Source organism: Nocardioides convexus, from assembly GCF_011090295.1.
In genome coordinates, this window is record NZ_JAAMYA010000001.1 from 2,748,943 (window position 1) to 2,770,912 (window position 21,970).

A 21,970-nucleotide genomic window follows, 5' to 3' on the forward strand; every position below is an offset into this window, starting at 1 on the left:
TGGTTCGGGAGGCTACACTGCCGCCATGCCTTCCGCCACCGTCGACGGCTCGACGACCGAAGGATCCTCGGGTGCTGTCGGCCCCACCCGCCGCCGACTGCCGACGCAGGCACGCTCGCGCGAGCGGGTCGAGCGGATCCTGGACGGGGCGGCGCAGCTGGTCGTCACCGAGGGCGTCGACGGGCTCACCACCCGCTCCATCGCCGACACCGCAGGGCTCCCGGTCGCCTCGCTCTACCAGTACTTCGCCGACAAGGAGGCCGTCCTGCTGGCCCTCTGCGAGCGGGACATGGCCGAGATGGACGACCAGGTCGCCGCCGACCTCGCGGCGCTCGGTGAGCCTGACCATGGCCTCCCTCGTGGAGACCTCGATGCGCGCGTTCGTGAAGGTGTACCACCGGCGTCCGGCGTTCATGCAGATCTGGATGCGCGGGCGGACCAACGCCGCCGTCTACGACTACGGCCGCCACCACAACAAGCGGATCACCGAGAACCTGCTCGCCTTCGCCGTCGACGCGGGCCTCGTCGACTCCCGCCGCTACAGCGAGGCCGAGGTGCAGGCGATCGGCGAGTCTCGCCGTCGAGCCTCGGCGACCGCGCCTTCCAGGCTCGCCTTCGAGCGCGACCCGCACGGCGACGAGTTCCTCATCGACCAGGCCGTCGAGCTCGTCACCGGCTACCTGGCCCGGGTCACGGCGGACCCGCGGTGACCGACGCGCTGCGCGCCGGGGTCGCCACCGCGGCGCGCCGGCTCGCGGCAGCCGGCCTGCTCGTCGGCACGGCCGGCAACGTCAGCGCCCGGGACGGCGACCTGGTCGCCGTCACCGGCACCGGCGTCACGCTCGGCACCTGCACCGACGACGACGTCACCGTCGTCTCGCGCTCCGGCGAGGTCCTCGCCGGACGGCTGGCGCCCACCTCCGAGTCTCGCCCTCCACCTCGGGGTCTACGACGACGGGCCGGCCGGCGCCGTCGTGCACACCCACGCACCCTTCGCCACCGCGCTCGCCTGCGTGCTCGACGAGTCGCCGGTGCTGCACTACCAACAGGCTCGCGCTCGGCGGCGCGATCCGGGTCGCGCCGTACGCCACCTTCGGGACGGCCGCCCTCGCCACCCACGTCCGCACGGCCCTCGCCGGCCGGAGCGCCGCGCTGCTCGCCAACCACGGCTCGGTCGCCCTCGGGGCCGGGCTCGACCAGGCCGTCGAGAACGCCCTGCTGCTGGAATGGCTGTGCCAGGCTCCACCACCGCGCCAGCGCCCTCGGCACGCCGCGCGCGCTCACCGAGGAGCAGCAGGCCGACGTCATCCGGGCCGCGCTGGAGCGCGGCTACGGCACACCCCAGGAGATCCCGTGACCATGACCGTCGCCGCCGTCGGCGTCCACGTCCTCGACACCCACGTCCTCGGCATCGCCTCCATCCCCGAGGGCTCCGAGGGCCAGGCTCGTCGAGACCATCCGGATGTCGCCCGCCGGCACCGCCGGCGGCACCGCCGTCGTGCTCAGCCGGCTCGGCGCCACCGTCCGCTCCTACGGCGCCGTCGGCGACGACGCGGTCGCCGACACCCTGCTCGCCCTCCTCGGCCGCGAGTGCGTCGACACCTCCGGGCTCGTCCGCAAGGACAGCGCGCAGACCTCCGCCTCCGTGATCCCGGTCCGCCCGAACGGCGAGCGCCCCGCCTGGCACTGCATCGGTGCCAACGGCGCCTTCACCCTCGACGACCTGCCCGGCGACCTGCTCGACGGGCTCACCCACCTGCACCTCGGCGGCCCGGAGTTCCTCGGCGGCGACGCGGCCGGGGAGCCTGCTCGCGCGGGCCCGCGCTGCGGGCGTGACCACCTCGGTCGACGTACTGGCGCCGGGGGACGCGGACATGCTCGCCTGGATCGCCGCGGCCCTCCCCCACACCGACTTCCTGCTCCCGAACGACGAGCAGGTGCTCGGCTTCACCGGCGCGGGCTCGCTCGCCGACGGTGCGCGGGCGCTGCTCGACCACGGCGTCGGCTGCGTCGCGGTCACCCAGGGCGCGCGAGGCGCGCTCGTCGCCTCGGCCGACGGCGTGGTGGAGGTCCCGGCCTTCCCGGTCGAGGTCGTCGACACGACCGGCTGCGGGGACGCCTTCTCCGCCGGCTTCCTGCGCGCCCTCGCCGAGGGGATGGCTCCGGAGGAGGCCGCCCGGCTGGGCTGTGCGAGCGCCGCCCAGGTGGCGCAGGGGCTCGGCACGGACGCCGGTGCGTACACCTGGGCGCACGTGCGAGAGTTCGCGGGTGAGTGACGTCCAGGTCCGCCCCCACGAGCCCCGCGACGCCGACGGGGTCCGGCGCGTGGTCGAGACCGCCTTCGGCGACGAGGGCGCCAAGGTGAGCGGTGTGTGGGCCGAGGTGGTCGCCCGCGGCCTGGACCGCGCCCAGGCTCGTGGCGGTCGACGGCGACGAGGTCGTCGGGCACGTCGGTCTCAGCCACGCCTGGCTGGACGCCCGCTCGGAGTCGATCGACATCGTCGTGCTGAGCCCGCTCAGCGTCGCCCCGGAGCGCCAGGGCGCCGGCATCGGCGCCGCCCTGCTCGCCGCCGCCGTCGCGGAGGCCGAGCGGCTCGGCTCCCCGGTGGTCGTGCTGGAGGGCGACCCCGGCTACTACGCCCGGCACGGCTGGTCGGCCGCGTCGTCGTACGGCCTCGAGGCGCCGTCGCACCGGATCCCCGGCCCGGCGTTCCAGGTGATCGCGCTGCGCGGGCACGAGCCGTGGATGACCGGACGGGTCGTCTACCGCGACGTGTGGTGGGAGCACGACGCCGCCGGGCTGCGCGACCCGCTGCTGGCCCAGGTGGAGATGAGCCTGCCGGACTGAGCCCGGCGGCGTCGTGGTCCCCGTCGTCAGGCTGATCAGGCTCGTCCAGCCGGTTGTAGACGTCCGCCGAGCCCTCGAGCACCCGGCTCGTGCGGCCGTCGATGCTCACCGGGACGGGGCCCTGGACGGTGATCCGGCGGACCTCCCGCAGCCTGGGTGTCGAAGTCGGCGACGGCGTAGTGCTGGGTGGCGCGGTTGTCCCAGATGGCGACGTCGCCGTTCTCCCAGGCCCAGCGCACGGTGTTCTCGAGCCTTGGTGACCCGCTCCTGGAGCAGGTTGTAGAGCGCGGAGGACTCCTTGGCGTTGAAGCCGACGAAGTTCTTCACGAAGTGCCCGAGCAGGAGGGAGCGCTCGCCGGTCTCGGGGTGGATCCGGACGACGGGGTGCTCGGTCTGGTAGATCGTGGAGGCGAACTGCTCGCGGCTGAACTGGGTGTTCGCGTCGCCCTCCTCGGTGTAGTGGTTGGCGTAGTCGTAGTCGTTGGAGTGCACGGCCCACAGGTCGTCCACCAGCGCCTTGGTCTGCGGCGGGAGCGCCTCGTAGGCCGTGACCGTGTTGGCCCACACCGTGCTGCCGCCGTACGCCGGGATGGTGACGCCGCGCAGGATGGAGAACGCCGGCACGCGGTCCACGAAGGTCACGTCGGTGTGCCAGGAGTTGGCCGCCATGCCCTTGGTGGCCTTGAGCGCGAGCACCCGGGCGCTGCCGGTGTTGACGGTCGGGTGGGCCGTGGTGAGCGGGCCGAGCAGGCTCGCCGAAGGCGATCTGGGCCTCGTCGTCGAGGTGGTCCTGACCGCGGAAGAAGACCACCTTGTGGCGGTTGAGGGCCTCCCGGATCTGGGCGACCGTCTCGGGCGCGAGGTCGCCACCGAGCCGGACGCCGTCGATGCGGGCGCCGATCCGGCTGCCCAGGCTGCTGCACGGTGAGGGTGGGGGTCTCGCGGTCGATGCTGACGGTCATGAGGGAGGTCCTTCGGCAGGTCGGGGACAGGAGTGCCCAACGGTGGAGAGCCCGCCGCGTGGCGACAAGGCTTTCGCTCACCGTGATCCGAACCCGGCCACTCTGCGGGACCCGGCTTGCACAGGTGCCGCAACCTCCTACAGTTTGTCGAGTCGTTTACTAGTCAATGAGGAGGTGCCCGTGCCACGCTCGCCGATCATCACCGTGTCCCGGGGACGCTTCAGCCCGGCCGCTGCCCAGGTGATGGAGCAGGTCCGGGGTGCGCGCAGCGCCTCCCGAGACGAGATCGCCGCCGCGAGCGGGCTGAGCATCGCGACGGTGGGCCGCACGGTCGCCCAGGCTCGTCGAGTCCGGCCTCCTGCGCGAGCGTCCCGACCAGGCCCGGGCGGGCGTGACCGGCCGGCCCGGCGTACCCGTAGAGGTCGACCCCACCCACTACGTCACCATCGGTGTCCACGTCGGGCGCCGGATCGCCACCGTCGCGCTCGGCGAGTCTCACCGGCCGCGTCCTCTCCTCCCGCACGGTACGACGCCCGCTCGGCACCGAGCCCGACCTGGAGCAGACTCAGCCGGATCGCCGCGACGCTGCTCGGCGCCGTACCCGGCCGGGTCCCGCTGTCGGCGGGCCTGGTCGCCCCGTGGCGGGAGATCGGACTGGTGCCCTCGGACCGGGAGGCCGAGCCTGCACGGCCGACAGGTCTCCTGGTGCGCACCGGCGACCACATCTCGGCGGTGGCGGCGACCGAGTTCCTGCACCGACGGCACGGCACGGGCGGGATGACGCTCTACCTCTACGCCCGCGACACCATCGGCTGGTCGGTCGCCGTCGACCGCGGTGTGCAGACCGACGTCACCCGCGCCGCCAGCCTGACCCACTTCCCCACCGGCTCTGCCGTGCGGTGCCCGTGCGGCCGCACGGGCTGCATCGCCGCCACCCTCCCGACGCTGGCCCCGGCCGAGCGCGCACGCACGCTCGGCGCGCTCGCGGGCTCGGTGCGCGACATGCTCTCCCCCGACCGGGTGGTGCTCGTCGGCCAGGCGTTCACCGGGGACCCGGAGTCTGCTCGACGACATCGTCGACTCCTACGACGCGCACACGGCACTGGAGCACCCGGTGCCCGTCTCGTTCACCCGCTTCGGTGCGGACATCCAGGCGATCAGCGCGTGCACCGTGGCACTCGGGCCGGTGCTGGACGACCCGCTGGGAGCGGTCGGCGCCGACGGCGCCTGTCCGCGGCGCCGCGGCGCCTGACCCCAGGCTCGATCGTCCTCTCTCTCGGCACTCCTGCCTCCCCGAAAGGAACTTCCGTGTCTCCTGCAGCATCCTCGTACCGTCGCGTGCTCGGCGCGCTCGTCGTCGCCCTCACCCTGGTCCTGGCCAGCGCGTGCTCCTCGGCCGTCGGCGAGCAGCGCTCGGGGTCCGGCAAGCCCCAGGACGGCGGGGTGATCCGGGTCGGCGCGGCCCAGGACATCGTGCCGGCGAGCATCTTCACCAACTCCAGCGACGCGGCGAACGTGCTGATCGGCAACGTCTACGACTCCCTGGTCGACTACCCGCTCGACAGCGTCGAGCCGAAGCCGCGCCTGGCCACCTCGTGGAAGTTCAACGACGACGGCACCCAGGCTCACCCTGCAGTGCGCGCGACGACGTGACCTTCCACGACGGACGCCCCTTCACCAGCAAGGACGTGGAGGCCAGCATCAAGACCTGGGCGGACCCGAAGTGGACGGTGCAGTTCCAGCGCACCGCGGCCGCCGTCACGGGCTTCGACACCTCCGACGAGCACGCGATCACGCTGACCTTCGCGCACCCGCTGAGCAACGTCTTCGACCTGCTCGACACCCTGCCGATCATCGACTCCGGCTCGCTCGAGCAGGTGCGCGCCGGGAAGGCGTTCGTCGGCACCGGGCCGTTCACGTTCGAGGGATGGGCGCCGGGCTCGAAGATCACCCTGAAGCGCAACGAGAAGTACTGGGGAGACAAGGCCCACCTCGACGGCATCGACGTCGAGATCATCCCGGACCCGCAGGCCCAGGTCTCCCAGGCTCCGCTCGGGCCAGGCTCGACCTGATCCTCGCCGGCACCAAGCGTGACCTGGAGTCCCTCGGCAAGGACGACGCCTTCGACGTCCAGCAGTGGAAGGGCGCCGACGTCCAGACCTACGTCGGCGCGAACGTCGAGAACAAGGCCCTCGCAGACATCCGCCTGCGCAAGGCGATCGCCCACGCGCTGGACCGCGACCGGATCGTCAAGGAGGTCTACCGCGGCACCGCCGACGCGGTGAACCTGCCGTGGTCGAAGACCTCGCCGGCGTACGACGCGAAGGCCAACCAGACCTACGACTACGACCTCGACGCCGCGCGTGACCTCGTCAAGCAGGTCGTCGCGGACCAGGGCGAGTCTGCCGGTGATCCCGCTGACCTACTCCGCCGGCGACCCCGACTACGACGCCATCGCGCAGATCGTCCAGGCCGACCTGAAGGAGATCGGCGTGGAGGTCAGGCTCGACCCGATCGAGCAGGCCGACGTGATCAAGCGGCTCATCGGCGCCAAGTTCGACGGGCTGTGGATCCTGCAGCACTCCTACGCGCAGTACAACCCCTCCACGCTGTCGGTCTCGGCGTACCCGTTCAACGCCGAGCACAACGCCTCGCGCTACGTGAACGCCGACTACGCCAAGCACGCCGACGCCGCCTGGAAGAAGAAGCCGGACGAGGTCACGACCGCGGACTACGCCGCGCTCAACAAGGACCTGCTCGACGGTGCCTTCCTGCTGGAGGCTCGCGGTCCGCTTCCCCCAGACCGCCTCCACCGCGAAGGTGCACGACCTGGACGAGTCCAAGCGGGGCGAGCCGCAGGCTCGTCGGCGCCTACCTCGGGTGACACCGTGCTGCGCTACGTCCTGACCAGGGTGGCGTCGGCGGGCCTGGTGCTCGTCGTCGCCTCCCTGGGGATCTTCGCCCTCATCCGCTGGGTCCCCGGCGACCCGGCCTCGGTGCTGGCCGGCCCCGACTCGACCGAGGCCTCGCGGGCCGCGATCCGGGCCGAGCTCGGCCTCGACCGGCCCTTCTGGTCGCAGTACCTCCACTGGATCGGCGACCTGGTGCACCTCGACCTCGGTCCGTCGTACCTGCTCGGGGGGGACGTCGCGGACCTGATCGGCGCGGGCGCGGTCAACACGATCGTCCTCACCCTGACCGCGCTGGTGCTGGCCTCGGTCGGCGCGATCGCGACCAGCACCGCCGCGGTGGTCTGGGACAAGCGGTGGCTCAACTCCCTGCTCTCGGCGGCGAACACGCTCGCCGTCGCGGTGCCGACCTTCGCCACCGGGCTGCTGCTCGTGCTGCTGTTCGCCGTGCAGCTGCGCGTCCTCCCCGCCGGCGGTACGCCGCCCGACGGGTTCTTCCAGCGCATCGACATCGCGATCCAGTACCTCGTGCTGCCCGCCCTGGCGCTGGCCCTGCCGGCCTGGGCGGCGCTGACCCGCTTCCTCACCGAGGCGCTGCACACCGAGCTCGGCAAGCCCTACGTCACGACCGCCCGTGCGCTGGGCATCCCGCGCCGCCGGATCGTGACGACGCAGGCCCTGCGCAACGCCCTGCCCTCGACGGTGACCGTGCTGGGCATCCAGTTCGGCACGCTGCTCGGCGGCGCCGTGCTCATCGAGGCGGTCTTCGCCTGGCCCGGCCTCGGCCGGCTCGTGGAGGAGGGCATCTCGGCGCGTGACTACCCCGTCGTGCAGGTGCTCCTGCTGCTCTCGGTCCTGGTCTTCGTGCTCACCCAGGCTCGCCACCGACCTCGTCCACGCCTGGCTGGACCCGCGGGTCCGCCTGCAGGGGGTGTCCTGACATGTCCGCGACCCCGACCGTGACCGCCGTCGAGCCCGGCGAGCCGCTCAGCCCGCTGCCGGAGGGGCCGCTGCCCGCCGACACCGATCCGGTACGACGCCACGGCATCCTGCACGCGCTGCGCCGGGGCAAGGGCCTGGCCGGCGTGGTGCTGGTGGCCCTCGTGGTGGCCCTCGGCGTGCTGGCTCCCCTGCTGGCGCCGTACTCCCCGACGGAGCAGATCCGCGGCGCCAACCTGCTCGGGCCCTCCGCGCAGCACTGGTTCGGCACCGACGAGGTCAACCGCGACCTGCTCTCCCGCACCCTCTACGGCGTGCGGGCGGACCTGGTCGTGGTCTTCGCGGCTGTGCCGGTAGGCGCGCTGCTCGGCGTGCTGATCGGCCTGGTCACCAGGCTGGTGGACGGTGACCGACGTGCTGGCCCAGCGGGTGTTCGACCTGCTCCTGGCCTTCCCCGCGCTGATCCTCGGCATCCTGATCACCGCCTTCCTCGGGCCGGGTCTGCTGACGGTGGGCGTGGTGATCGTGACGCTGGAGGTCCCGGTCTTCGGCCGGCTGGTGCGGACCTCGGTGCGCACCGTGCGCGAGATGCCCTTCGTGGAGGCCTCCCAGGTCGCCGGCGCCGGCCCCTGGTGGGTGCTGCGTCGTCACGTGCTGCCGAACTCGCTGGAGCCGCTGACCGTGCAAGTCTCGCCGTGTCGATGTCGGTGGCGGTGTTCATCGAGGGCGCGATGAGCCTTCCTCGGGCTCGGCGTACGACCGCCGCACCCCTCGCTCGGCTCCCTCATCAAGGACGGCGTGCGGCTGCTGCACGACGCCCCGTTCTTCGCCGTGGGCCCGCTGGCCGTCGTGGTCGCGCTGGTCCTCGGTCTCCTGCTCATCTCCCAGTCCCTCGCGGAGGCCCGTCGTGCCTGAGATTCCCGAGATTGCCGAGACCACCGAGTCCCCGGTGCTCGCGATCGAGCACCTCGCCATCTCCTTCGCCCACCCGCGCCCCGCGGTCGAGGACGTCTCGGTCGTCCTCGAACGCGGGGAGATCCTCGCCCTGGTGGGCGAGTCCGGCTCCGGCAAGTCGATGACCGCCCGCGCCGTGCTCGGCCTGCTGCCGCCCGGAGCGCGGGCGAGCGGCACGATCCGGTACGACGGCCGGGACCTCCTCGCGCTCGACGAGCGCGCCCTCAACCGGGTGCGCGGGCGGCGGATCGCGATGGTCTTCCAGGAGCCGCAGACCGCGCTCAACCCGGTGCGGACCATCGGCTGGCAGGCTCCGCGAGGCGTTGCGTGCCCACGGCAAGGTCTCCCGCAAGGACGCCCAGGAGCGAGCCGTCGAGCCTGCTGCGCCAGGTGGAGATCCCCGAGCCGGAGCGGCGCCTGGCGTCGTACCCGCACCAGGCTCTCCGGTGGCCAGAAGCAGCGCGTGGTGCTGGCCCTGGCGCTGGCGAACGAGCCGGAGGTGCTGCTCGCCGACGAGCCGACCACCGCGCTCGACGTCACCGTGCAGGCCGAGATCCTGCGGCTGCTGCACACGATCCGCGAGCGCACCGGCACCGCCATCGTGCTGATCACCCACAACATGGGTGTCGTCGCGGAGATCGCCGACCGGGTCGTGGTGCTGCAGGCCGGCAACGTGGTCGAGAGCGGCGAGACCCGCCAGGCTCTTCGCCCGGCCGCGCGAGCCGTACACCCAGGCGCTGCTGGGGTCCGTGCTCCGGCTGCCCGACCTGGACGCGACGCCGGTGGCTGCCGAGCAGGCGGCCGCGAGCGAGGAGACGCCGGTGGTGGAGCCTGCGCAACGTCCACGTCCGCTACGGCTCGCGCCGGCGTGGCCGGGCCTTCCCCGCCGTCGACGACGTCACCCTCGCGGTGCGCCCGGGCGAGGTGGTCGGACTGGTCGGCGAGTCCGGCTCCGGCAAGACCACGCTCGGCCGGCTGGCCGCGGGGCTGGTCCCGCTCGCCGGCGGTCAGGTCCTGCTGGGCGGCACCGACGTGCTCGCCGCGCCGCGCTCCGAGCGCCGCGCACTGCGCCGCGGGCTGGCGTTCGTGCACCAGGACCCGGAGGCCTCGCTGGACCCGCGGTTCACCGTCGGCGCCAGCATCCGCGAGCCGCTCGACATCCACCGGGTCGGTACGACGGCCGAGCGGGACGCCCGCGTCGCCGCGCTCCTCGACGCGGTCCAGGCTCCCGCCGTCGTACGCCGCCCGGAGACCGCGCGAGCTCTCCGGCGGCCAGCGCCAGCGGGTCGCCCTGGCCCGCGCCCTCGCGCTGGAGCCGACCCTGCTGGTGGCCGACGAGCCGACCAGCGCGCTCGACGTGTCGGTGCAGGCGCGGGTGCTCGACCTGTTCGCGGACCTCCAGGCCGAGCCTGGGCTTCGCGTGCCTGTTCATCAGCCACGACCTCGCCGTCGTGCACCGCGTCGCCGACCGGGTGGCCGTGCTGCGCGCGGGCAGGCTCGTCGAGGAGGGGCCGGTGGAGCGGGTGTTCGCGCACCCCGCCGAGGACTACACCCGCCGTCTGCTCGACGCGGTCCCGGTGCCGGACCCGGCCCGCCGCGGCCGTCGGGTGAAGGAGGCTCGCGTCGTGAGCGAGCGCCGCCACCTGCCCTTCCACCGCACCCGCCCGGCCTTCGAGGCCGCCCTCGACGTCCGCGACCAGGACGCGCCTCTCCCGGGGCGCGAGCGGCTGCGGGCCCCGGAGGGGGCGCCGAACGTGCTCGTCGTCCTGCTCGACGACATGGGCTTCGGCGCCTCCTCCGCCTTCGGCGGGCCGTGCCGCACGCCGGTCGCCGAGCAGACTCGCCGAGGACGGCCTGCGCTACACCCGCTTCCACACCACCGCGATGTGCTCGCCCACCCGGGCCGCGCTGATGACCGGCCGCAACCACCACGCCGTCGGCGTCGGCACCGTCATGGAGATCTCCACCGGCGCCCCCGGCTACGACGGCCTGCGCCCCCGCAGCGCCGGCACCCTCGCCCAGGTGCTGCAGGCCAACGGCTACAGCACCGGCGCGTTCGGCAAGTGGCACCAGACCCCGCCGTGGGAGCAGACCGCGGCCGGCCCGTTCGACCGCTGGCCCACGCACGAGGGCTTCGACCGCTTCTACGGCTTCCTCGGTGGCGAGGCGAGCCAGTTCGAGCCGACCCTCGTCGACGGCACCACCTTCGTCGACCCGCCGCGAACCCCGGCGCAGGGCTACCACCTGTCGGAGGACCTCGCCGACCGCGCGATCGCGTGGACCGGCGACGTCCGCACGCACGCACCGGACAAGCCGTGGTTCTGCTACCTCGCGTTCGGCGCGACCCACGCGCCCTTCCAGGTGCCCGAGGAGTGGCGGGAGCGCTACCGCGGGGAGTTCGCGCACGGCTGGGACCGCCAGCGCGAGATCACCCTCGCGCGGCAGCAGGCCCTGGGCGTCGTGCCGGAGGACGCGGAGCCTGGCGCCGTGGACGCCCGGGGTCCCCCACTGGGACGAGATCTCCGAGTCTGGAGCGGGAGACCGGGCAGGCCCTGATGGAGCCTGTACGCCGCCTTCGCCGAGCACACCGACGCCCGGGTCGGCCGCGTGGTCGAGGCGCTGCGGGCACGGGGCGAGCCTGGAGAACACGATCGTGCTCTACGTTCTCGGCGACAACGGCGCCTCGGCCGAGGGCGGCCCCGCCGGCACCCTCAACGAGACCCTGCACTTCAACGGCATCGCCGAGTCACCGGAGCGGATCGCGGCCTTCCTCGAGGAGCACCCCGGCGAGCCTGGGCGGACCGGAGTCCTACGCGCACTACCCGGCCGGGTGGGCGGTGGCGATGGACACGCCGTACCAGTGGACGAAGCAGGTCGCCTCGCACTACGGCGGCACCCGCAACGGGCTCGTCGTGCACTGGCCCGCCGGGATCCGCGCGCGCGGCGAGCCTGCGGCACCAGTGGCACCACGTCAACGACGTCCTGCCGACCCTGCTGGAGGTCGCCGGCGTGCCCGTCCCGGAGACGATCGACGGAGTGCCGCAGGAGCCGCTCGACGGGGTCTCCTTCGCCTACTCCTTCGACGACGCCGCGGCCGCCGAGCGGCACACCACGCAGTACTTCGAGATGTTCGGCAACCGCGGGATCTACCACGAAGGCTGGACGGCGGTGGCCGCGCACAAGGCACCCTGGCACCCCGCCTCGGTGGAGACGCCGCGCTTCGAGGACGACCGGTGGGAGGCTCTACGACACCACCACGGACTGGACCCAGGCGCGCGACCTCGCGGCCGCCGAGCCGGAGCGGCTGGCCGCGCTGCAGGAGCCTCTTCCTGGCCGAGGCGCGGCGCAACCACGTGCTGCCGATGGACGACAAGGCCGGCCCGGCGCTTCTCCGCCGCCGGCTCCGGCCGGCCCGCCCCGCCGGCCTCGATCGTGCTCGGGCCGGGCGCGGGACGGCTGCGTGACGACGCCGTACCGGCCGTCCGGAACGCCTCGCACCGGGTCACCGTCCGCCTCGCCGCGCCCGGCGACGGGGTGCTGGTCGCGCAGGGCGGCTGGTTCGGCGGGTGGTCGCTCTACGTCAAGGACGGCCTGCTCACCTGGGCCTACAGGCTACGCCGCGATCGAGTGGACCCACGTGCGCGCGAGCGTCCCCCTGGCGGCCGGCGCGCGCGTCGCCGAGCCTGCACGTCGCCTACGACGGGGGCGGGCTCGGGCTCGGCGCCGGGATCCGGTTGCTGGTGGACGGCGTCGAGGTCGGCGAGGGCCGGATCGAGCGCACCCTGCCGTACATGTTCTCGATGGACCAGACGCTCGACGTGGGCATCGACCGCGGCACGCCGGTCACGCCCGACTACGGCACCCGCGACGGCTTCGCGTTCACGGGCCGGATCGAGAGCGTCGCGATCGCGACCGGTGAGGACGCGCTGCAGCCCAGCGTCGAGCAGCAGGTGGAGGCCGCCCTGGTCGTGCAGTGAGCGGGCCGGCTCAGCCGAGCAGGCGCAGCACCGTCAGCAGGACCGGCACCAGGAAGGCCGCGAGCAGCACCCAGGCGACCAGCCGGTGCGAGGTCTTGCGGCTGTCGAGGGCGCCGGCGAAGTCGAGCATCGCGCCGTCGGGCACGTTGCGGCTCAGCCCCATCCGCCGGGCGTCGTTCGGCAGGTGCTCGCCGGGCAGCCACGGCTGCGGCTCGTCCTCGTCCCGCTCCATGGGGCGATGCTACGTCGCCGCGCGGGCCGGCGGAGGCGTCATCGCCCAGCGCACGGTGTCGACCGCCGCCCCACCGAGCACCCGGACCACGGTGCGCTCGGTGACCGGCAGCCACGGCAGCCGCAGCGGGAGCCGGGTCCAGGTGGGCATCAGGCCGACGGCGGCGGCGGCCAGGACGCCGTAGGCCGGACGGGCGAGCAGGGGCAACGGCGGGCGGAGCAGCACGTAGGTCACCGCCTCGCGGGCCTCGGGGGTGCCGCGCAGGCTCGGGCCGGTAGCCCGCGAGGACGGCGGCCAGGCTCCGCCTCGGTGGCCGGCGGGTCGACGACGCCGAGGCGGCGGGCGACCTCGGCGGTCTGGGCGACGTACTCGTCGCGGCCGGCGGCGTCGAGAGGCGCGGCGCCGTAGCGCTGGTGGGCGCGCAGGAAGCCTGTCGACCTCGGCGACGTGCACCCAGCGCAGCAGGTGCGGGTCGGAGGCGGCGTACGACGAGCCGTCGGGCATCGTCCCGCTGATCCGGTCGTGGATCGCGCGTACCGCGTCGACGGCCTGCTGCGCGTCCTCGGCCGTGCCGAAGGTGGTCACCGCGAGGAAGCGGCTGGTGCGGGCCAGGCGGCCCCACATGTCTCCGCGGTAGCCGGAGTGCTCGGACACCGCTCGCATGGCGGCCGGGTGCAGGCTCTGCAGCAGCAGCGCGCGGATGCCGCCGACGAACATCGAGGCATCCCCGTGCACCCGCACGATCGCGCTGTCCGGCGCGAACCAGCGCGGGCCCGGGCGGCCGTGGATCCGGTCCCGGTGGCGGGCACCGTCGGGACCGGCGACCCGGTGGAAGATCGCCTGGCCCAGGCGGTCGCGCACGCTCATCCCTCCAGTGTGCGGGACGACGGAAGGGCCCGGCCCTCGCGGACCGGGCCCTCCGGGACGACTCACTTCTTGAAGGCGTCCTTGACGTCCTCGACGCCGTCCTTGAGGGAGGACTTCGCCTGGTCGGTCTTGCCCTCGGCCTCGAGCTCCTCGTTGCCGGTCACCTTGCCGGCGGCCTCCTTGGCCTTGCCCGCGAGGTCCTCGGCGGCGTTCTTGGCCTTCTCGGTGAAACCCATCTTCTTCCTCCTTGGGGTGGGGGGACCGGGGGCGGTGTGCCCCCGGCTGATCATTGGAGCCGCACGGTGCCGCGACGGCTGCGGCGCGGGCTGCCCGCGCGGCGCGGGGCGGCGAGCCGGAACTGCACGTCGACGTCCGCCGCGGCCTCGGCCTCCGCCGCGACCTCCGCGACCGCGGCCCGGACGGCGGCGAGGTCGGCGTCGGCGGCGACCTGGGCCCGCACGGTCGCGGTGGTCCGGCCGCGGTGGCGCCGGAAGCCGACATGGGCACGGTCGAGGGTCCCGGTGCTCTCCAGGCGCTCGGCCAGCACGTCGCCGAGCGGACCGGTGGCCACCTCGAACCGGTCGGAGCCCTCCGGCGCCGGCAGGGAGAGGGACGACGGGCCGCGGCGCGGCAGGTGCGCGAGCAGCCACCACAGCGCGAGCAGCGCGAGCACGGCCCCGGCGCCGCCCTGGGCCCAGGGCCACCACTCGCGGTCGAGCAGGTCGAGCGCGGAGGTGGTGCGCAGGACCGGCTCCAGGGAGAGCACCCGCTCCTGGCGCCAGTCCACCAGGACCAGGCCGCCGGCGACCAGGCCGAGCCCGGTCAGCAGGACCAGGAGGCGATCGGTCAGGTGTCGCTCGCTCATCCCTCCTCCTCCCGGACGACGACGCGGCTGCGCTGCAGCGCGGGCACCGCCTCGACGACGGCGGTGCGCACGGCCGCGGCCAGGCTCGGCCGGCGGGTCGATCTCGCGGGGCACCACGGCCAGCACGACGCGGCGCCGGCTCGCCGAGGCCACACGCGCCGAGAGCACGTCCCGGTGCTGCTCGGCCTCCTCGGCGGCGAGCACGCCGGCCGCCCGGGGGTCAGCCACAGGTCCGGCTCCCCGGCGGGAAGGTGGGTGCGGGGGCGCGGCCGCAGCGCGAGCACGACGAGGGCGAGGCCGACCACGGCCACACCGACGCCGATCGCCGTGGTGGCCCCGTCCGGGCGCAGGCCGTCGAGCCTGCTCCAGCAGCCAGCGCACGGACGCGGAGCGCTCCCGCCCGCCGCTGCCGAGCGCGTCCACGACGAGGGCGGCACCCGCGGCGAGCAGCAGCAGTGCCAGCAGCACGCCCGTGGCCGCGACGGCCGGGCGCCCGCGCGGGACAGGTTGCGTGCTCATGCGACCCTCCCTCCGCCGGTCGCGGTCACGAGCGGGTGCACCACGACCTCGAGCGTGCGGACCTCGAGGCCCGTCTGGCGTCGTACCTCCTCGCGGAGGGTGGAGCGCACCTGCTCGGCGAAGGCGCCGAGCGGCCGCGGCCAGGCGCAGCCGACCTCGACGTGCAGGTGCACGGCCCGCCCGACCACGCGGACGTCGGCGCGGGGCAGCCTGCTGGCCGGTGAGCCTGCCGACGCCCTCGCCGAGGACGGAGGTGCGCTCCGAGCTCGCGCCCAGGCCGCGGACCGCCTGCTCGACGATCCGCGTCAGCACCCGGTCGCGGACGTCGAGCCGGCCGCGCTCGGCGGGATCGATCGCGTCAGCCACGACGGTTCCTCAGCAGGCTCGCCGAGGTCGAGCCTGGCCGTCGACGTGCGCCCCGACGAGGTAGCCGGCGGTGCCGAGGACGACGCCGAGCAGCAGCCCGACCAGGCCGCCGGTGACGACGGCGACGGTGAGGAGCAGGCCGGCGATCAGCCCGAGGGTGGAGGTGGTCATGGTGCTTCCTTTCGAGAGTCCGGCGCCGGGTCTCAGAGCCGGCCGTAGCGCCGCGCGCCCGGCAGGCGGCGCGGTAGGCCCGTGCTGACCCGCAGGGCCAGCAGACGGGTACGACGGCGCCACGCCGAGCGCAGCGGCCGATGGGTCAGCACGGTGGTCGTCCCGGCGTCCGGCCCGGCGGTGACGCTCGCCGGCGCGGGATCCCGGTCCAGGGCGGCGAGCAGCCGGACGAAGTCGTCCGGGTCGCCGCCCAGGTCCGGGTGGTGCCGGCGCAGCAGCGCCCGGCGCTCCGAGGGGGTCACGACGACTCCGCGGGGTCGCGGACGTCCTGCACCCACACGTCGACCGGCAGGCCGACCACGCCGGCCGCGGCGGCGCGCACCGCGGCGCTCGTCTCCTCCAGCGGCGCACCCCAGGCGAGGACCACGTGGACCTCGGCCCCGGGCTCGCGGAGCCGGACCCCGCGGACCATGCGGCCCGGCAGGTAGGTCGCGACCTCGCTCAGCAGCCCGCCGTGCAGGTCGAGGACCCCGGGCACGGCGCGCACGGCGGCCGCGACCGCCTCGGCCGGCTCGGCCGGCTCGATGGGCTGCACCTCGCTGGACATCACTCGACCCGCGCAGCCGCCGCGTCGTCGTCGGACTCGTCCTCGACGTGGATGTCGTGGACGGTGATGTTGACCTCGGTGACCTCGAGGCCGGTCATCCGCTCGACCGAGGTGATGACGTTGCGGCGGACCGCGCCGGCGAGGTCGGCGATCGCGACGCCGTACTCGGCGACGATGTCGAGGTCGACGGCGGCCTGCCGCTCGCCCACCTCCACGGCCACGCCCTGCGCGAGGTTGGTGCGGGAGCCGGGGATCCGGTCGCGGATGGCCCCGACGGCGCGGGCCGTGCCGCCACCGAGGTCGTGCACGCCGGTGATCTCGCGGGTCGCGATGCCGGCGATCTTCGACACGACCGTGTCGGCGATCGAGGTGCGGCCCTGCTCGGAGACCAGGGCCCCCGCGTCGCGGCGTACCTCGGGGGTGGTGGTGGCCTGCTTCTCGCTCATGTTCTCTCCTTGGACGTCTGCGTTGACACAGGTTGGTCGTGCGCCGGCCCCGATTCGTCACGCACCAGCCCTTGTGAGGTGGGACACAGTGCGCCGCCGGGTATCCGCGACGGCACTTCGGGCACCCCCCAGGTGTGTCGGGGGAGACGGGGGGCGCGCGCACCTGGGTGCCGCGAGCGATGAGGCACTGGTCCGCGCCGCGCGCGTGGGCGACGAGGAGGCGTTCGCCGTGCTGGTCCAGCGACACGGTCCGGGCATGCACCGCTACGCCCTGCGCCTGGTCGGCGGCAGCGACGCCGACGCGGCCGAGGTCACCCAGGACGCGCTCGTCTCGGCCTGGCAGGGTCTGCCCACCTTCGCCGGCACCTCGAGCCTGAAGACCTGGCTGTTCCGGATCGTGCACCGCCGCGCCGCGGACCTCCTGCGGGTGCGCAAGGCGGTCCCCGTCGACGACCAGGCTCCTCTCCCACCTGGTGCCGGGCACCGAGGACAACGCGCTGCGCCAGGTGCTGGACGAGGAGCCTGCTGGAGGCGCTGCAGGAGTGTCTCGACGAGCCTCCCCTGGCAGCAGCGCGCCGTGTGGCTGCTGCGGGAGCCTGGAGGAGATGAGCCTACGAGGAGATCGCGACCACGCTGACGTTGCCGGTGGGCAGCGTGCGCGGACAGCCTGTACCGTGCCCGGCGGACCGTCTCGGAAAGGATGGCGAGATGGCGCTAGAGCCCGACGACCCGTTGACCCGCGCCCTGGCGGCGGCCCGGCGGACCGAGCCCGGCTGGGTCGAGGTGTCCTCCTCCGTCATGCGGCGGGTGGCCTCGCTGGCCCGGCCCGGCGAGCCGCTGCTGGTGCACACCCCCGCCGGCCAGGCCGCGCAGGACGCGGCCGGCTCGCGCACCTACCTGTCCAGCCGGATCCTCACCACCGCGCTGCGCCGGCTCCTGCAGTCGGCGCCCACCCACGCCCCGACCGGTCTCGACCTCGAGGTGCACGAGCGTCGGCTGAGCGCCGTCCGGGTGCGCCTCGCCGCGGCGTACGGCGTCGAGCCTGCCCGAGCCTGGCCGAGCAGGTCCGCGCCGAGGTGCTCGCCGTGGTCCGCGACCTGCTGGGCCCCGACCCGGGCCTCGGCCCGGCGCAGGTCGAGATCGCCTTCGAGGACGTCGTCCCCGGCGACCCGCGCGAGGTCTGAGCCCGCTCAGCCGACCGTGGTGAGCAGCCTGCGTGGCGCGGGTCAGCACGACGTAGAGGGTCGCGCGCCCGGTGGCCGACTCGTCCTCGATCTCCTGCGGGCGGACCACGACGATGCCGTCGAACTCCAGGCCCTTGGTGTCGAGGCCGGTGAGCACGACGACCCGGTCCTCGCCCGAGGGCGTGACCGAGGAGTCGACGGCGGCGCGGGCACCGGCGGCGTCCTCGGCGAGCTCGGGCCACGAGGCCAGCCAGGCGTTGACCTCCGACCTCCGGGCGACCGGTACGACGATGCCTACCGTCCCGGACACGCGCCCGGCGACCTCCAGCACCGCGGCCCGGGTGGCGGACTCGAGGTCCGGCTCGGCGGGCAGCACCCGCGGCTCCTCGCCCGTGCGTCGTACGGCGTCGGGCAGGTCGGCGTCGAGACCCACCCGCTCGGCGTACGCCGCCGCGTGGGCGTAGATCTCCGCGGAGTTGCGGTAGTTCGTGGACAGGTGGAACTCGTGGACCTGCTTGCGCTCCAGCGCCGCGGCGCGCGCGTCACGGGCCTCGGCGGGCAGCGGCCAGGAGGACTGGGCAGGGTCGCCGACGATGGTCCACGAGGCGGTCCGGCCCCGGCGCCCGACCATCCGCCACTGCATCGGGGTGAGGTCCTGCGCCTCGTCGACGAGGACGTGGGCGTATCCGTCGTCCTCGATGCTCGACGTCGGCGGGCGCCGGGCGGGCCCGCTGGCGAACTCACGGTCCGAGGCGGTCATCAGGCTCCTGGATGTTGACCGCCCCCTCGATCACGGCGAGCGGGTCGTCACGCTCGTCCTCGGCCTTCTGCGGGACGTCGCCGAGCGCGTAGCGCAGACTCGTCGAGCAGCGGCACGTCCTCGATGGCGATCTGTCCGCTGATCGGGCGACTGGGATCGAGGTGCGCCCAGGACTTCGCGAGCAGGCGCTGCTCCTCGGCCGACAGCACGCCGTCGCAGACCCGGGCCAGGAACTCGGGGTCGCGCAGCCAGCAGAGCACGGTCGGCGCGTCCAGCGGCGGCCAGAAGGCGAGCGCGAAGTCGAGGAAGTCGTCGCGGCCCAGGATCTCCTCGTTGAACTTCTCCCGGCCCTGCTCCCGGCCGCGCTCGCCGCGGACCTGGCGCCACAGTGCGTCGAGCAGAGCGTTCGACACGCGAGGCAGCCTGCTTGTTGCGCAGGCCCGAGGACATCAGCCTGGCGGCGGATCTGGCCGAGCCGGCCGCGGTCGAGGACCGGGCGGTCGTCGCGCCAGAAGACGCGGTACTCCCGCGGGCTGCCCGGCACCTGCTGCCGAGCCGTACGACGCATGACCTCCGCCATCCGCGCCGAGCCCTTGACGTCGGCGACCGCCGGCTCGTCGTGGCGGGTGGTGCGCACGTCGTCGACGACCTCGCCGAGGCTGCGCAGCGCGACCGCGGTCTCGCCCAGCGAGGGCAGCACGCGCTCGATGTAGCGCATGAACACGCCCGAGGGGCCGACCACGAGGACGCCGCCGCGCTCGTAGCGCTGCCGGTCGGTGTAGAGCAGGAACGCCGCCCGGTGCAGCGCGACCACCGTCTTGCCCGTGCCGGGACCGCCGGAGATGCTCACGACGCCCTTGGCGGGTGCCCGGATCGCCTTGTCCTGCTCGGCCTGGATGGTCGCGACGATGGAGTGCATGGAGCGGTCGCGGGCCCGGGAGAGCCTGCGCCATCAGCGCGCCCTCGCCGACGATGGGCAGGCTCGCGGCCCTGCTCCTCGGCGGCGGCCGCGGCATCGGCGTCCAGCAGACTCGTCCTCCACGCCGACCACGCGCGCGCCGGAGTCTGCGCAGCACGCGTCGGCGGATCACCGACTGCGGCTCGGCGGCGGTCGCCTGGTAGAACACGGCGGCCGCGGGGGCGCGCCAGTCGATGAGGAGCGAGTCGCGGTTGTCGTCCCGCAGGCCGATCCGGCCGACGTAGCGCGGCTGCGGGTCGAGGGCCGCGTCGAGGTCCAGGCGCCCGAAGACCAGGCCCTCCTGGGCGGCGTCCAGGCTGGGCGATCCGCTTGGCCGCCTGGAACACCATCGCGTCCCGCTCCACGAGACCACCCTCGTGCCCCAGCCGACCGCGGGAGTGCCCCTCCTTCGCCAGGCTGCTGGGCGGCCTTCCCGGCCTCCTCCAGGCTGCCGGTAGACCCGGTCGACGAAGACCTGCTCGGCCGCGACCTCGCGCGCCACCAGCTCGTCTGCCACTGACTCGATGCCCCCGCTGTCCGCTCTCGATCCCGGCGCCGAACGGATTCCGTTCAGCAAGCAGTCAACTCTACAGGCCCAAGGCAGTGTCAGAATGCGGGCAGGGCATCGCCGAGGGGGGCTGATGAGTACGACGCCAAATGATCCGACCGCTTCGACACGCAAGCCGAACCGCCGCGGGGTCGCGGCGCGGGAGCAAGCTTGTTGTCGACGGCACTGCGGCTGTTGGGGGACGGACGACCGGAGGCGGTCTCCATCAACCTGGTCGCCAAGGAGTCCGGGCTCAGGCTGGGGATCGGTGCAGAACCTGTTCGGCGACTCGGACGGGTTCTGGTCGGCGGTGGTCGACCTGATCATCGACGCCGGCCCGGGGCTGTGGGCCGAGCCGGTGAGCGAGACCGTCGCGGGCCGGGTCGCCGAGGTGGCCGACCTCTACCGCGGGGTGCTGGCGTCGCCGTACGCCGTCGCGGTGGAGACGATCCGGGCCGGGCTCCCCCGGCCTCGCGACGTGCTCGCCGAGACCCACCCGAGGACCGCGGCCTCGCTCGCCCACCTCGACGAGCCTGTGGGAGCGGGCCTTCCTCGTCTTCTTCGACGGCCTCGGCGAGGGCTACAGCGACCAGCGCGCGCACGACGTCGCCGAGGTGCTGCCGAGCGCGATGCGCGGGCTGCGGATGGACCAGGTCTTCGGCACCTCGATCGACGTCGACCGGGCGCACACGACGCTGGTCGCCGCGCTCACGTCGTACCTGGAGGGTTGAGCGGTCAGAGCCCGCTGAGCCCGTCGAGCAGGGTCGAGATCGCGCCCTCGCGCCCGGGCCGCACGGCGACCTCGCCCAGCGCCACGGCCAGCCGGTCGGTGTCGTCGGCGACCGCGTCGTGGACGACCCGGACCCCGCCGCGGGGCGCGCGCAGCACCGCGACGAGGACGCCGTCGCGACGTACCTCCAGGGGACGACGCCACCAACGGTGCCGGTAGGTGTAGCGGCGCCCGTCCAACGTCACGTGCCCGTCGTGCGAGGAGCGCCGGGCGGCACCGGGGCGGCCGTTGAAGAGCACGGCCTCGCCCTGGGGCAGGCTGACCGCGACCTCACCCATCGCCAGGGGCCGGCCCGGCACCACCGGGTACGACGCGCGGACCCGTCCCGCCTCGTCCCGGAGCACGCACCGTCCCTCCGGCACCGCGGTCACGCTCCATCCGCGCACCGAGACCACGCCGTGGGTCGTCGAGGTCGTCACGGCACGGATGCTGCCACGCGCCCGCACGCAGCGGCGAGCCGGCGGCTGGCCTAGCCTCGACGCCATGAGCACCGAGAGCCCCGGGCTGCGCCGTGTCGCCGTCTTCTGCGCCTCCTCGCCCGGCAGGGACGAGGCCCTGGTCCGCTCGGCGTACGACGTCGGGAAGGGACTCGCCGAGCGCGGACTCGGCCTGGTCTACGGCGCCGGCGGGAGCGGGCTGATGGGTGCGGTCGCGCAGGGCGCGCTCGACGCGGGCGGCGAGGTGATCGGCGTGATCCCGCGCTCGATGGTCGAGCGCGAGTGGGGCCGCGACGACCTCACCGAGGTGCACGTCGTGGAGACCATGCACGAGCGCAAGGCGCTGATGGCCGAGAAGGCCGACGCCTTCCTCTGCCTGCCCGGCGGCCTCGGCACCCTGGAGGAGGTCATCGAGGTCTGGAGTCGGCGCCAGATCGGCTTCAACGACGACCCGGTCTGCTTCTACGACGTCGGCGGCTTCTGGCAGCCGCTGCTCGGCGCGCTGCAGGGCCTGGTCGACGCGGGGTTCCTGCGCCAGTCCACGCTCGACGACGCGGTCGTGGCCGACGACCTCGACAGCGCGCTCGCCGGGCTGGCGAGCCGGGTCAGGCCTTCTTCCGGTTGAGGAAGGC

24 protein-coding genes and 6 pseudogenes are annotated in these 21,970 nt (G+C 74.2%); 16 read left to right on the top strand and 14 right to left on the bottom strand.

Going from position 1 to position 21,970, the window contains the following annotated elements:
- Positions 1-25: 25 nt before the first annotated feature.
- From G5V59_RS20710 to G5V59_RS20725, 4 genes are all read left to right on the top strand, one after another.
- Positions 26-1,357, top strand: coding sequence for a TetR family transcriptional regulator (locus tag G5V59_RS20710; protein WP_278257717.1), 1,332 nt, complete (start codon positions 26-28; stop codon positions 1,355-1,357).
- On the top strand, positions 1,354-1,836 hold the full coding sequence (locus G5V59_RS20715; RefSeq protein WP_278257718.1) for a hypothetical protein: 483 nt from the start codon (positions 1,354-1,356) through the stop codon (positions 1,834-1,836). Before G5V59_RS20710 ends, G5V59_RS20715 begins: the two co-directional genes overlap by 4 nt.
- Positions 1,833-2,276 (top strand): PfkB family carbohydrate kinase, encoded by a 444-nt coding sequence (locus G5V59_RS20720; RefSeq protein ID WP_278257719.1) that lies wholly within the window; start codon positions 1,833-1,835, stop codon positions 2,274-2,276. Before G5V59_RS20715 ends, G5V59_RS20720 begins: the two co-directional genes overlap by 4 nt.
- A gap of 92 nt (positions 2,277-2,368) precedes the next feature.
- A complete protein-coding gene (locus G5V59_RS20725) occupies positions 2,369-2,848 on the top strand; it encodes a GNAT family N-acetyltransferase (RefSeq protein ID WP_278257720.1) in 480 nt (159 codons plus the stop codon).
- Positions 2,849-2,883: 35 nt separating this feature from the next.
- On the opposite strand, the gene G5V59_RS20730 is transcribed toward G5V59_RS20725, so the two are convergent.
- From G5V59_RS20730 to G5V59_RS37305, 3 genes and pseudogenes are all read right to left on the bottom strand, one after another.
- Positions 2,884-3,087 (bottom strand): TauD/TfdA family dioxygenase, encoded by a 204-nt coding sequence (locus G5V59_RS20730; RefSeq protein WP_278257721.1) that lies wholly within the window; start codon positions 3,085-3,087, stop codon positions 2,884-2,886.
- Between the two features lie 64 nt (positions 3,088-3,151).
- Positions 3,152-3,517: pseudogene (locus G5V59_RS37300) on the bottom strand (TauD/TfdA family dioxygenase); the annotation flags it as partial.
- Positions 3,518-3,605: 88 nt separating this feature from the next.
- Positions 3,606-3,761: pseudogene (locus G5V59_RS37305) on the bottom strand (TauD/TfdA family dioxygenase); the annotation flags it as partial.
- 223 nt (positions 3,762-3,984) lie between these two features.
- Between G5V59_RS37305 and G5V59_RS20740 the strand changes: the two are divergent.
- The 10 genes and pseudogenes from G5V59_RS20740 to G5V59_RS20790 all read left to right on the top strand — a co-directional run bounded on the left by G5V59_RS20740 (position 3,985) and on the right by G5V59_RS20790 (position 12,589).
- Positions 3,985-5,463 (top strand): hypothetical protein, encoded by a 1,479-nt coding sequence (locus G5V59_RS20740; RefSeq protein WP_278257722.1) that lies wholly within the window; start codon positions 3,985-3,987, stop codon positions 5,461-5,463.
- Positions 5,460-5,882: an ABC transporter substrate-binding protein gene (locus G5V59_RS20745; RefSeq protein WP_278257723.1), complete on the top strand. Its 423-nt coding sequence runs from the start codon at positions 5,460-5,462 to the stop codon at positions 5,880-5,882. Before G5V59_RS20740 ends, G5V59_RS20745 begins: the two co-directional genes overlap by 4 nt.
- A gap of 23 nt (positions 5,883-5,905) precedes the next feature.
- A pseudogene (locus G5V59_RS20750) lies at positions 5,906-6,148 on the top strand (ABC transporter substrate-binding protein); the annotation flags it as partial.
- A 322-nt stretch (positions 6,149-6,470) separates the two neighbouring features.
- A complete protein-coding gene (locus G5V59_RS20755; protein ID WP_278257724.1) occupies positions 6,471-7,682 on the top strand; it encodes an ABC transporter permease in 1,212 nt (403 codons plus the stop codon).
- Positions 7,679-8,737 carry a hypothetical protein gene (locus G5V59_RS20760; RefSeq protein ID WP_278257725.1) on the top strand — a complete coding sequence of 353 codons (1,059 nt, stop codon included), beginning with the start codon at positions 7,679-7,681 and terminating at the stop codon, positions 8,735-8,737. Before G5V59_RS20755 ends, G5V59_RS20760 begins: the two co-directional genes overlap by 4 nt.
- Positions 8,707-9,078 (top strand): annotated as a pseudogene (locus G5V59_RS20765) (ATP-binding cassette domain-containing protein); the annotation flags it as partial. The gene G5V59_RS20760 and the pseudogene G5V59_RS20765, both read left to right, overlap by 31 nt.
- A 458-nt stretch (positions 9,079-9,536) precedes the next feature.
- Positions 9,537-9,788: pseudogene (locus G5V59_RS20775) on the top strand (ATP-binding cassette domain-containing protein); the annotation flags it as partial.
- Between the two features lie 708 nt (positions 9,789-10,496).
- Complete coding sequence (locus G5V59_RS20780; protein WP_278257726.1) at positions 10,497-11,168, top strand: sulfatase-like hydrolase/transferase; 672 nt, start codon at positions 10,497-10,499, stop codon at positions 11,166-11,168.
- Positions 11,168-12,076 carry a hypothetical protein gene (locus tag G5V59_RS20785; protein WP_278260325.1) on the top strand — a complete coding sequence of 303 codons (909 nt, stop codon included), beginning with the start codon at positions 11,168-11,170 and terminating at the stop codon, positions 12,074-12,076. The genes G5V59_RS20780 and G5V59_RS20785 overlap by 1 nt, the downstream gene beginning before the upstream one ends.
- A gap of 102 nt (positions 12,077-12,178) precedes the next feature.
- Positions 12,179-12,589, top strand: a complete 411-nt coding sequence (locus G5V59_RS20790; protein ID WP_278260326.1) for a hypothetical protein — start codon at positions 12,179-12,181, stop codon at positions 12,587-12,589.
- Between the two features lie 10 nt (positions 12,590-12,599).
- On the opposite strand, the gene G5V59_RS20795 is transcribed toward G5V59_RS20790, so the two are convergent.
- The 8 genes from G5V59_RS20795 to G5V59_RS20830 all read right to left on the bottom strand — a co-directional run bounded on the left by G5V59_RS20795 (position 12,600) and on the right by G5V59_RS20830 (position 16,662).
- On the bottom strand, positions 12,600-12,821 hold the full coding sequence (locus G5V59_RS20795) for a hypothetical protein (protein WP_278257727.1): 222 nt from the start codon (positions 12,819-12,821) through the stop codon (positions 12,600-12,602).
- A gap of 9 nt (positions 12,822-12,830) precedes the next feature.
- Positions 12,831-13,688 carry an oxygenase MpaB family protein gene (locus G5V59_RS20800; protein WP_278257728.1) on the bottom strand — a complete coding sequence of 286 codons (858 nt, stop codon included), beginning with the start codon at positions 13,686-13,688 and terminating at the stop codon, positions 12,831-12,833.
- Between the two features lie 62 nt (positions 13,689-13,750).
- Positions 13,751-13,924 (bottom strand): CsbD family protein, encoded by a 174-nt coding sequence (locus G5V59_RS20805; protein ID WP_278257729.1) that lies wholly within the window; start codon positions 13,922-13,924, stop codon positions 13,751-13,753.
- A 50-nt stretch (positions 13,925-13,974) separates the two neighbouring features.
- Complete coding sequence (locus G5V59_RS20810; protein WP_278257730.1) at positions 13,975-15,438, bottom strand: hypothetical protein; 1,464 nt, start codon at positions 15,436-15,438, stop codon at positions 13,975-13,977.
- Positions 15,439-15,447: 9 nt separating this feature from the next.
- Positions 15,448-15,609 (bottom strand): DUF2273 domain-containing protein, encoded by a 162-nt coding sequence (locus G5V59_RS20815; protein ID WP_278257731.1) that lies wholly within the window; start codon positions 15,607-15,609, stop codon positions 15,448-15,450.
- A gap of 32 nt (positions 15,610-15,641) precedes the next feature.
- Positions 15,642-15,911 (bottom strand): hypothetical protein, encoded by a 270-nt coding sequence (locus G5V59_RS20820; RefSeq protein WP_278257732.1) that lies wholly within the window; start codon positions 15,909-15,911, stop codon positions 15,642-15,644.
- Positions 15,908-16,216, bottom strand: a complete 309-nt coding sequence (locus G5V59_RS20825; RefSeq protein WP_278257733.1) for a hypothetical protein — start codon at positions 16,214-16,216, stop codon at positions 15,908-15,910. The genes G5V59_RS20820 and G5V59_RS20825 overlap by 4 nt, the downstream gene beginning before the upstream one ends.
- Positions 16,216-16,662, bottom strand: coding sequence for an Asp23/Gls24 family envelope stress response protein (locus G5V59_RS20830; RefSeq protein WP_278257734.1), 447 nt, complete (start codon positions 16,660-16,662; stop codon positions 16,216-16,218). The genes G5V59_RS20825 and G5V59_RS20830 overlap by 1 nt, the downstream gene beginning before the upstream one ends.
- A gap of 205 nt (positions 16,663-16,867) precedes the next feature.
- Between G5V59_RS20830 and G5V59_RS20835 the strand changes: the two genes are divergently transcribed.
- A complete protein-coding gene (locus G5V59_RS20835) occupies positions 16,868-17,299 on the top strand; it encodes an RNA polymerase sigma factor (protein ID WP_278257735.1) in 432 nt (143 codons plus the stop codon).
- A gap of 553 nt (positions 17,300-17,852) precedes the next feature.
- Here the strand turns inward: G5V59_RS20835 and G5V59_RS20840 are convergent.
- The 3 genes and pseudogenes from G5V59_RS20840 to G5V59_RS20850 all read right to left on the bottom strand — a co-directional run bounded on the left by G5V59_RS20840 (position 17,853) and on the right by G5V59_RS20850 (position 21,320).
- Positions 17,853-20,081: pseudogene (locus tag G5V59_RS20840) on the bottom strand (UvrD-helicase domain-containing protein).
- 353 nt (positions 20,082-20,434) lie between these two features.
- The gene (locus G5V59_RS20845; protein ID WP_278257736.1) at positions 20,435-20,713 is read right to left on the bottom strand and encodes a hypothetical protein; all 279 of its coding nucleotides are present in this window, start codon (positions 20,711-20,713) and stop codon (positions 20,435-20,437) included.
- 133 nt (positions 20,714-20,846) lie between these two features.
- Positions 20,847-21,320, bottom strand: a complete 474-nt coding sequence (locus G5V59_RS20850; protein WP_278257737.1) for a hypothetical protein — start codon at positions 21,318-21,320, stop codon at positions 20,847-20,849.
- 64 nt (positions 21,321-21,384) lie between these two features.
- On the opposite strand from G5V59_RS20850, the gene G5V59_RS20855 reads away from it, so the two are divergent.
- Entirely contained in the window at positions 21,385-21,963 is a 579-nt protein-coding gene (locus tag G5V59_RS20855) for a TIGR00730 family Rossman fold protein (protein ID WP_278257738.1), read from the top strand.
- Positions 21,964-21,970 lie beyond the last annotated feature (7 nt).

What these genes read in the sequence shown, in the direction of transcription:
- G5V59_RS20710 (WP_278257717.1), top strand. Translation starts at nt 26, where the DNA reads ATGCCTTCCGCCACCGTCGACGGCTCGACGACCGAAGGATCCTCGGGT.
- G5V59_RS20780 (WP_278257726.1), top strand. Translation starts at nt 10,497, where the DNA reads ATGTGCTCGCCCACCCGGGCCGCGCTGATGACCGGCCGCAACCACCAC.
- G5V59_RS20785 (WP_278260325.1), top strand. Translation starts at nt 11,168, where the DNA reads ATGGAGCCTGTACGCCGCCTTCGCCGAGCACACCGACGCCCGGGTCGG.
- G5V59_RS20795 (WP_278257727.1), bottom strand. Translation starts at nt 12,821, where the DNA reads ATGGAGCGGGACGAGGACGAGCCGCAGCCGTGGCTGCCCGGCGAGCAC.
- G5V59_RS20800 (WP_278257728.1), bottom strand. Translation starts at nt 13,688, where the DNA reads ATGAGCGTGCGCGACCGCCTGGGCCAGGCGATCTTCCACCGGGTCGCC.
- G5V59_RS20805 (WP_278257729.1), bottom strand. Translation starts at nt 13,924, where the DNA reads ATGGGTTTCACCGAGAAGGCCAAGAACGCCGCCGAGGACCTCGCGGGC.
- G5V59_RS20815 (WP_278257731.1), bottom strand. Translation starts at nt 15,609, where the DNA reads ATGACCACCTCCACCCTCGGGCTGATCGCCGGCCTGCTCCTCACCGTC.
- G5V59_RS20825 (WP_278257733.1), bottom strand. Translation starts at nt 16,216, where the DNA reads ATGTCCAGCGAGGTGCAGCCCATCGAGCCGGCCGAGCCGGCCGAGGCG.
- G5V59_RS20830 (WP_278257734.1), bottom strand. Translation starts at nt 16,662, where the DNA reads ATGAGCGAGAAGCAGGCCACCACCACCCCCGAGGTACGCCGCGACGCG.
- G5V59_RS20855 (WP_278257738.1), top strand. Translation starts at nt 21,385, where the DNA reads ATGAGCACCGAGAGCCCCGGGCTGCGCCGTGTCGCCGTCTTCTGCGCC.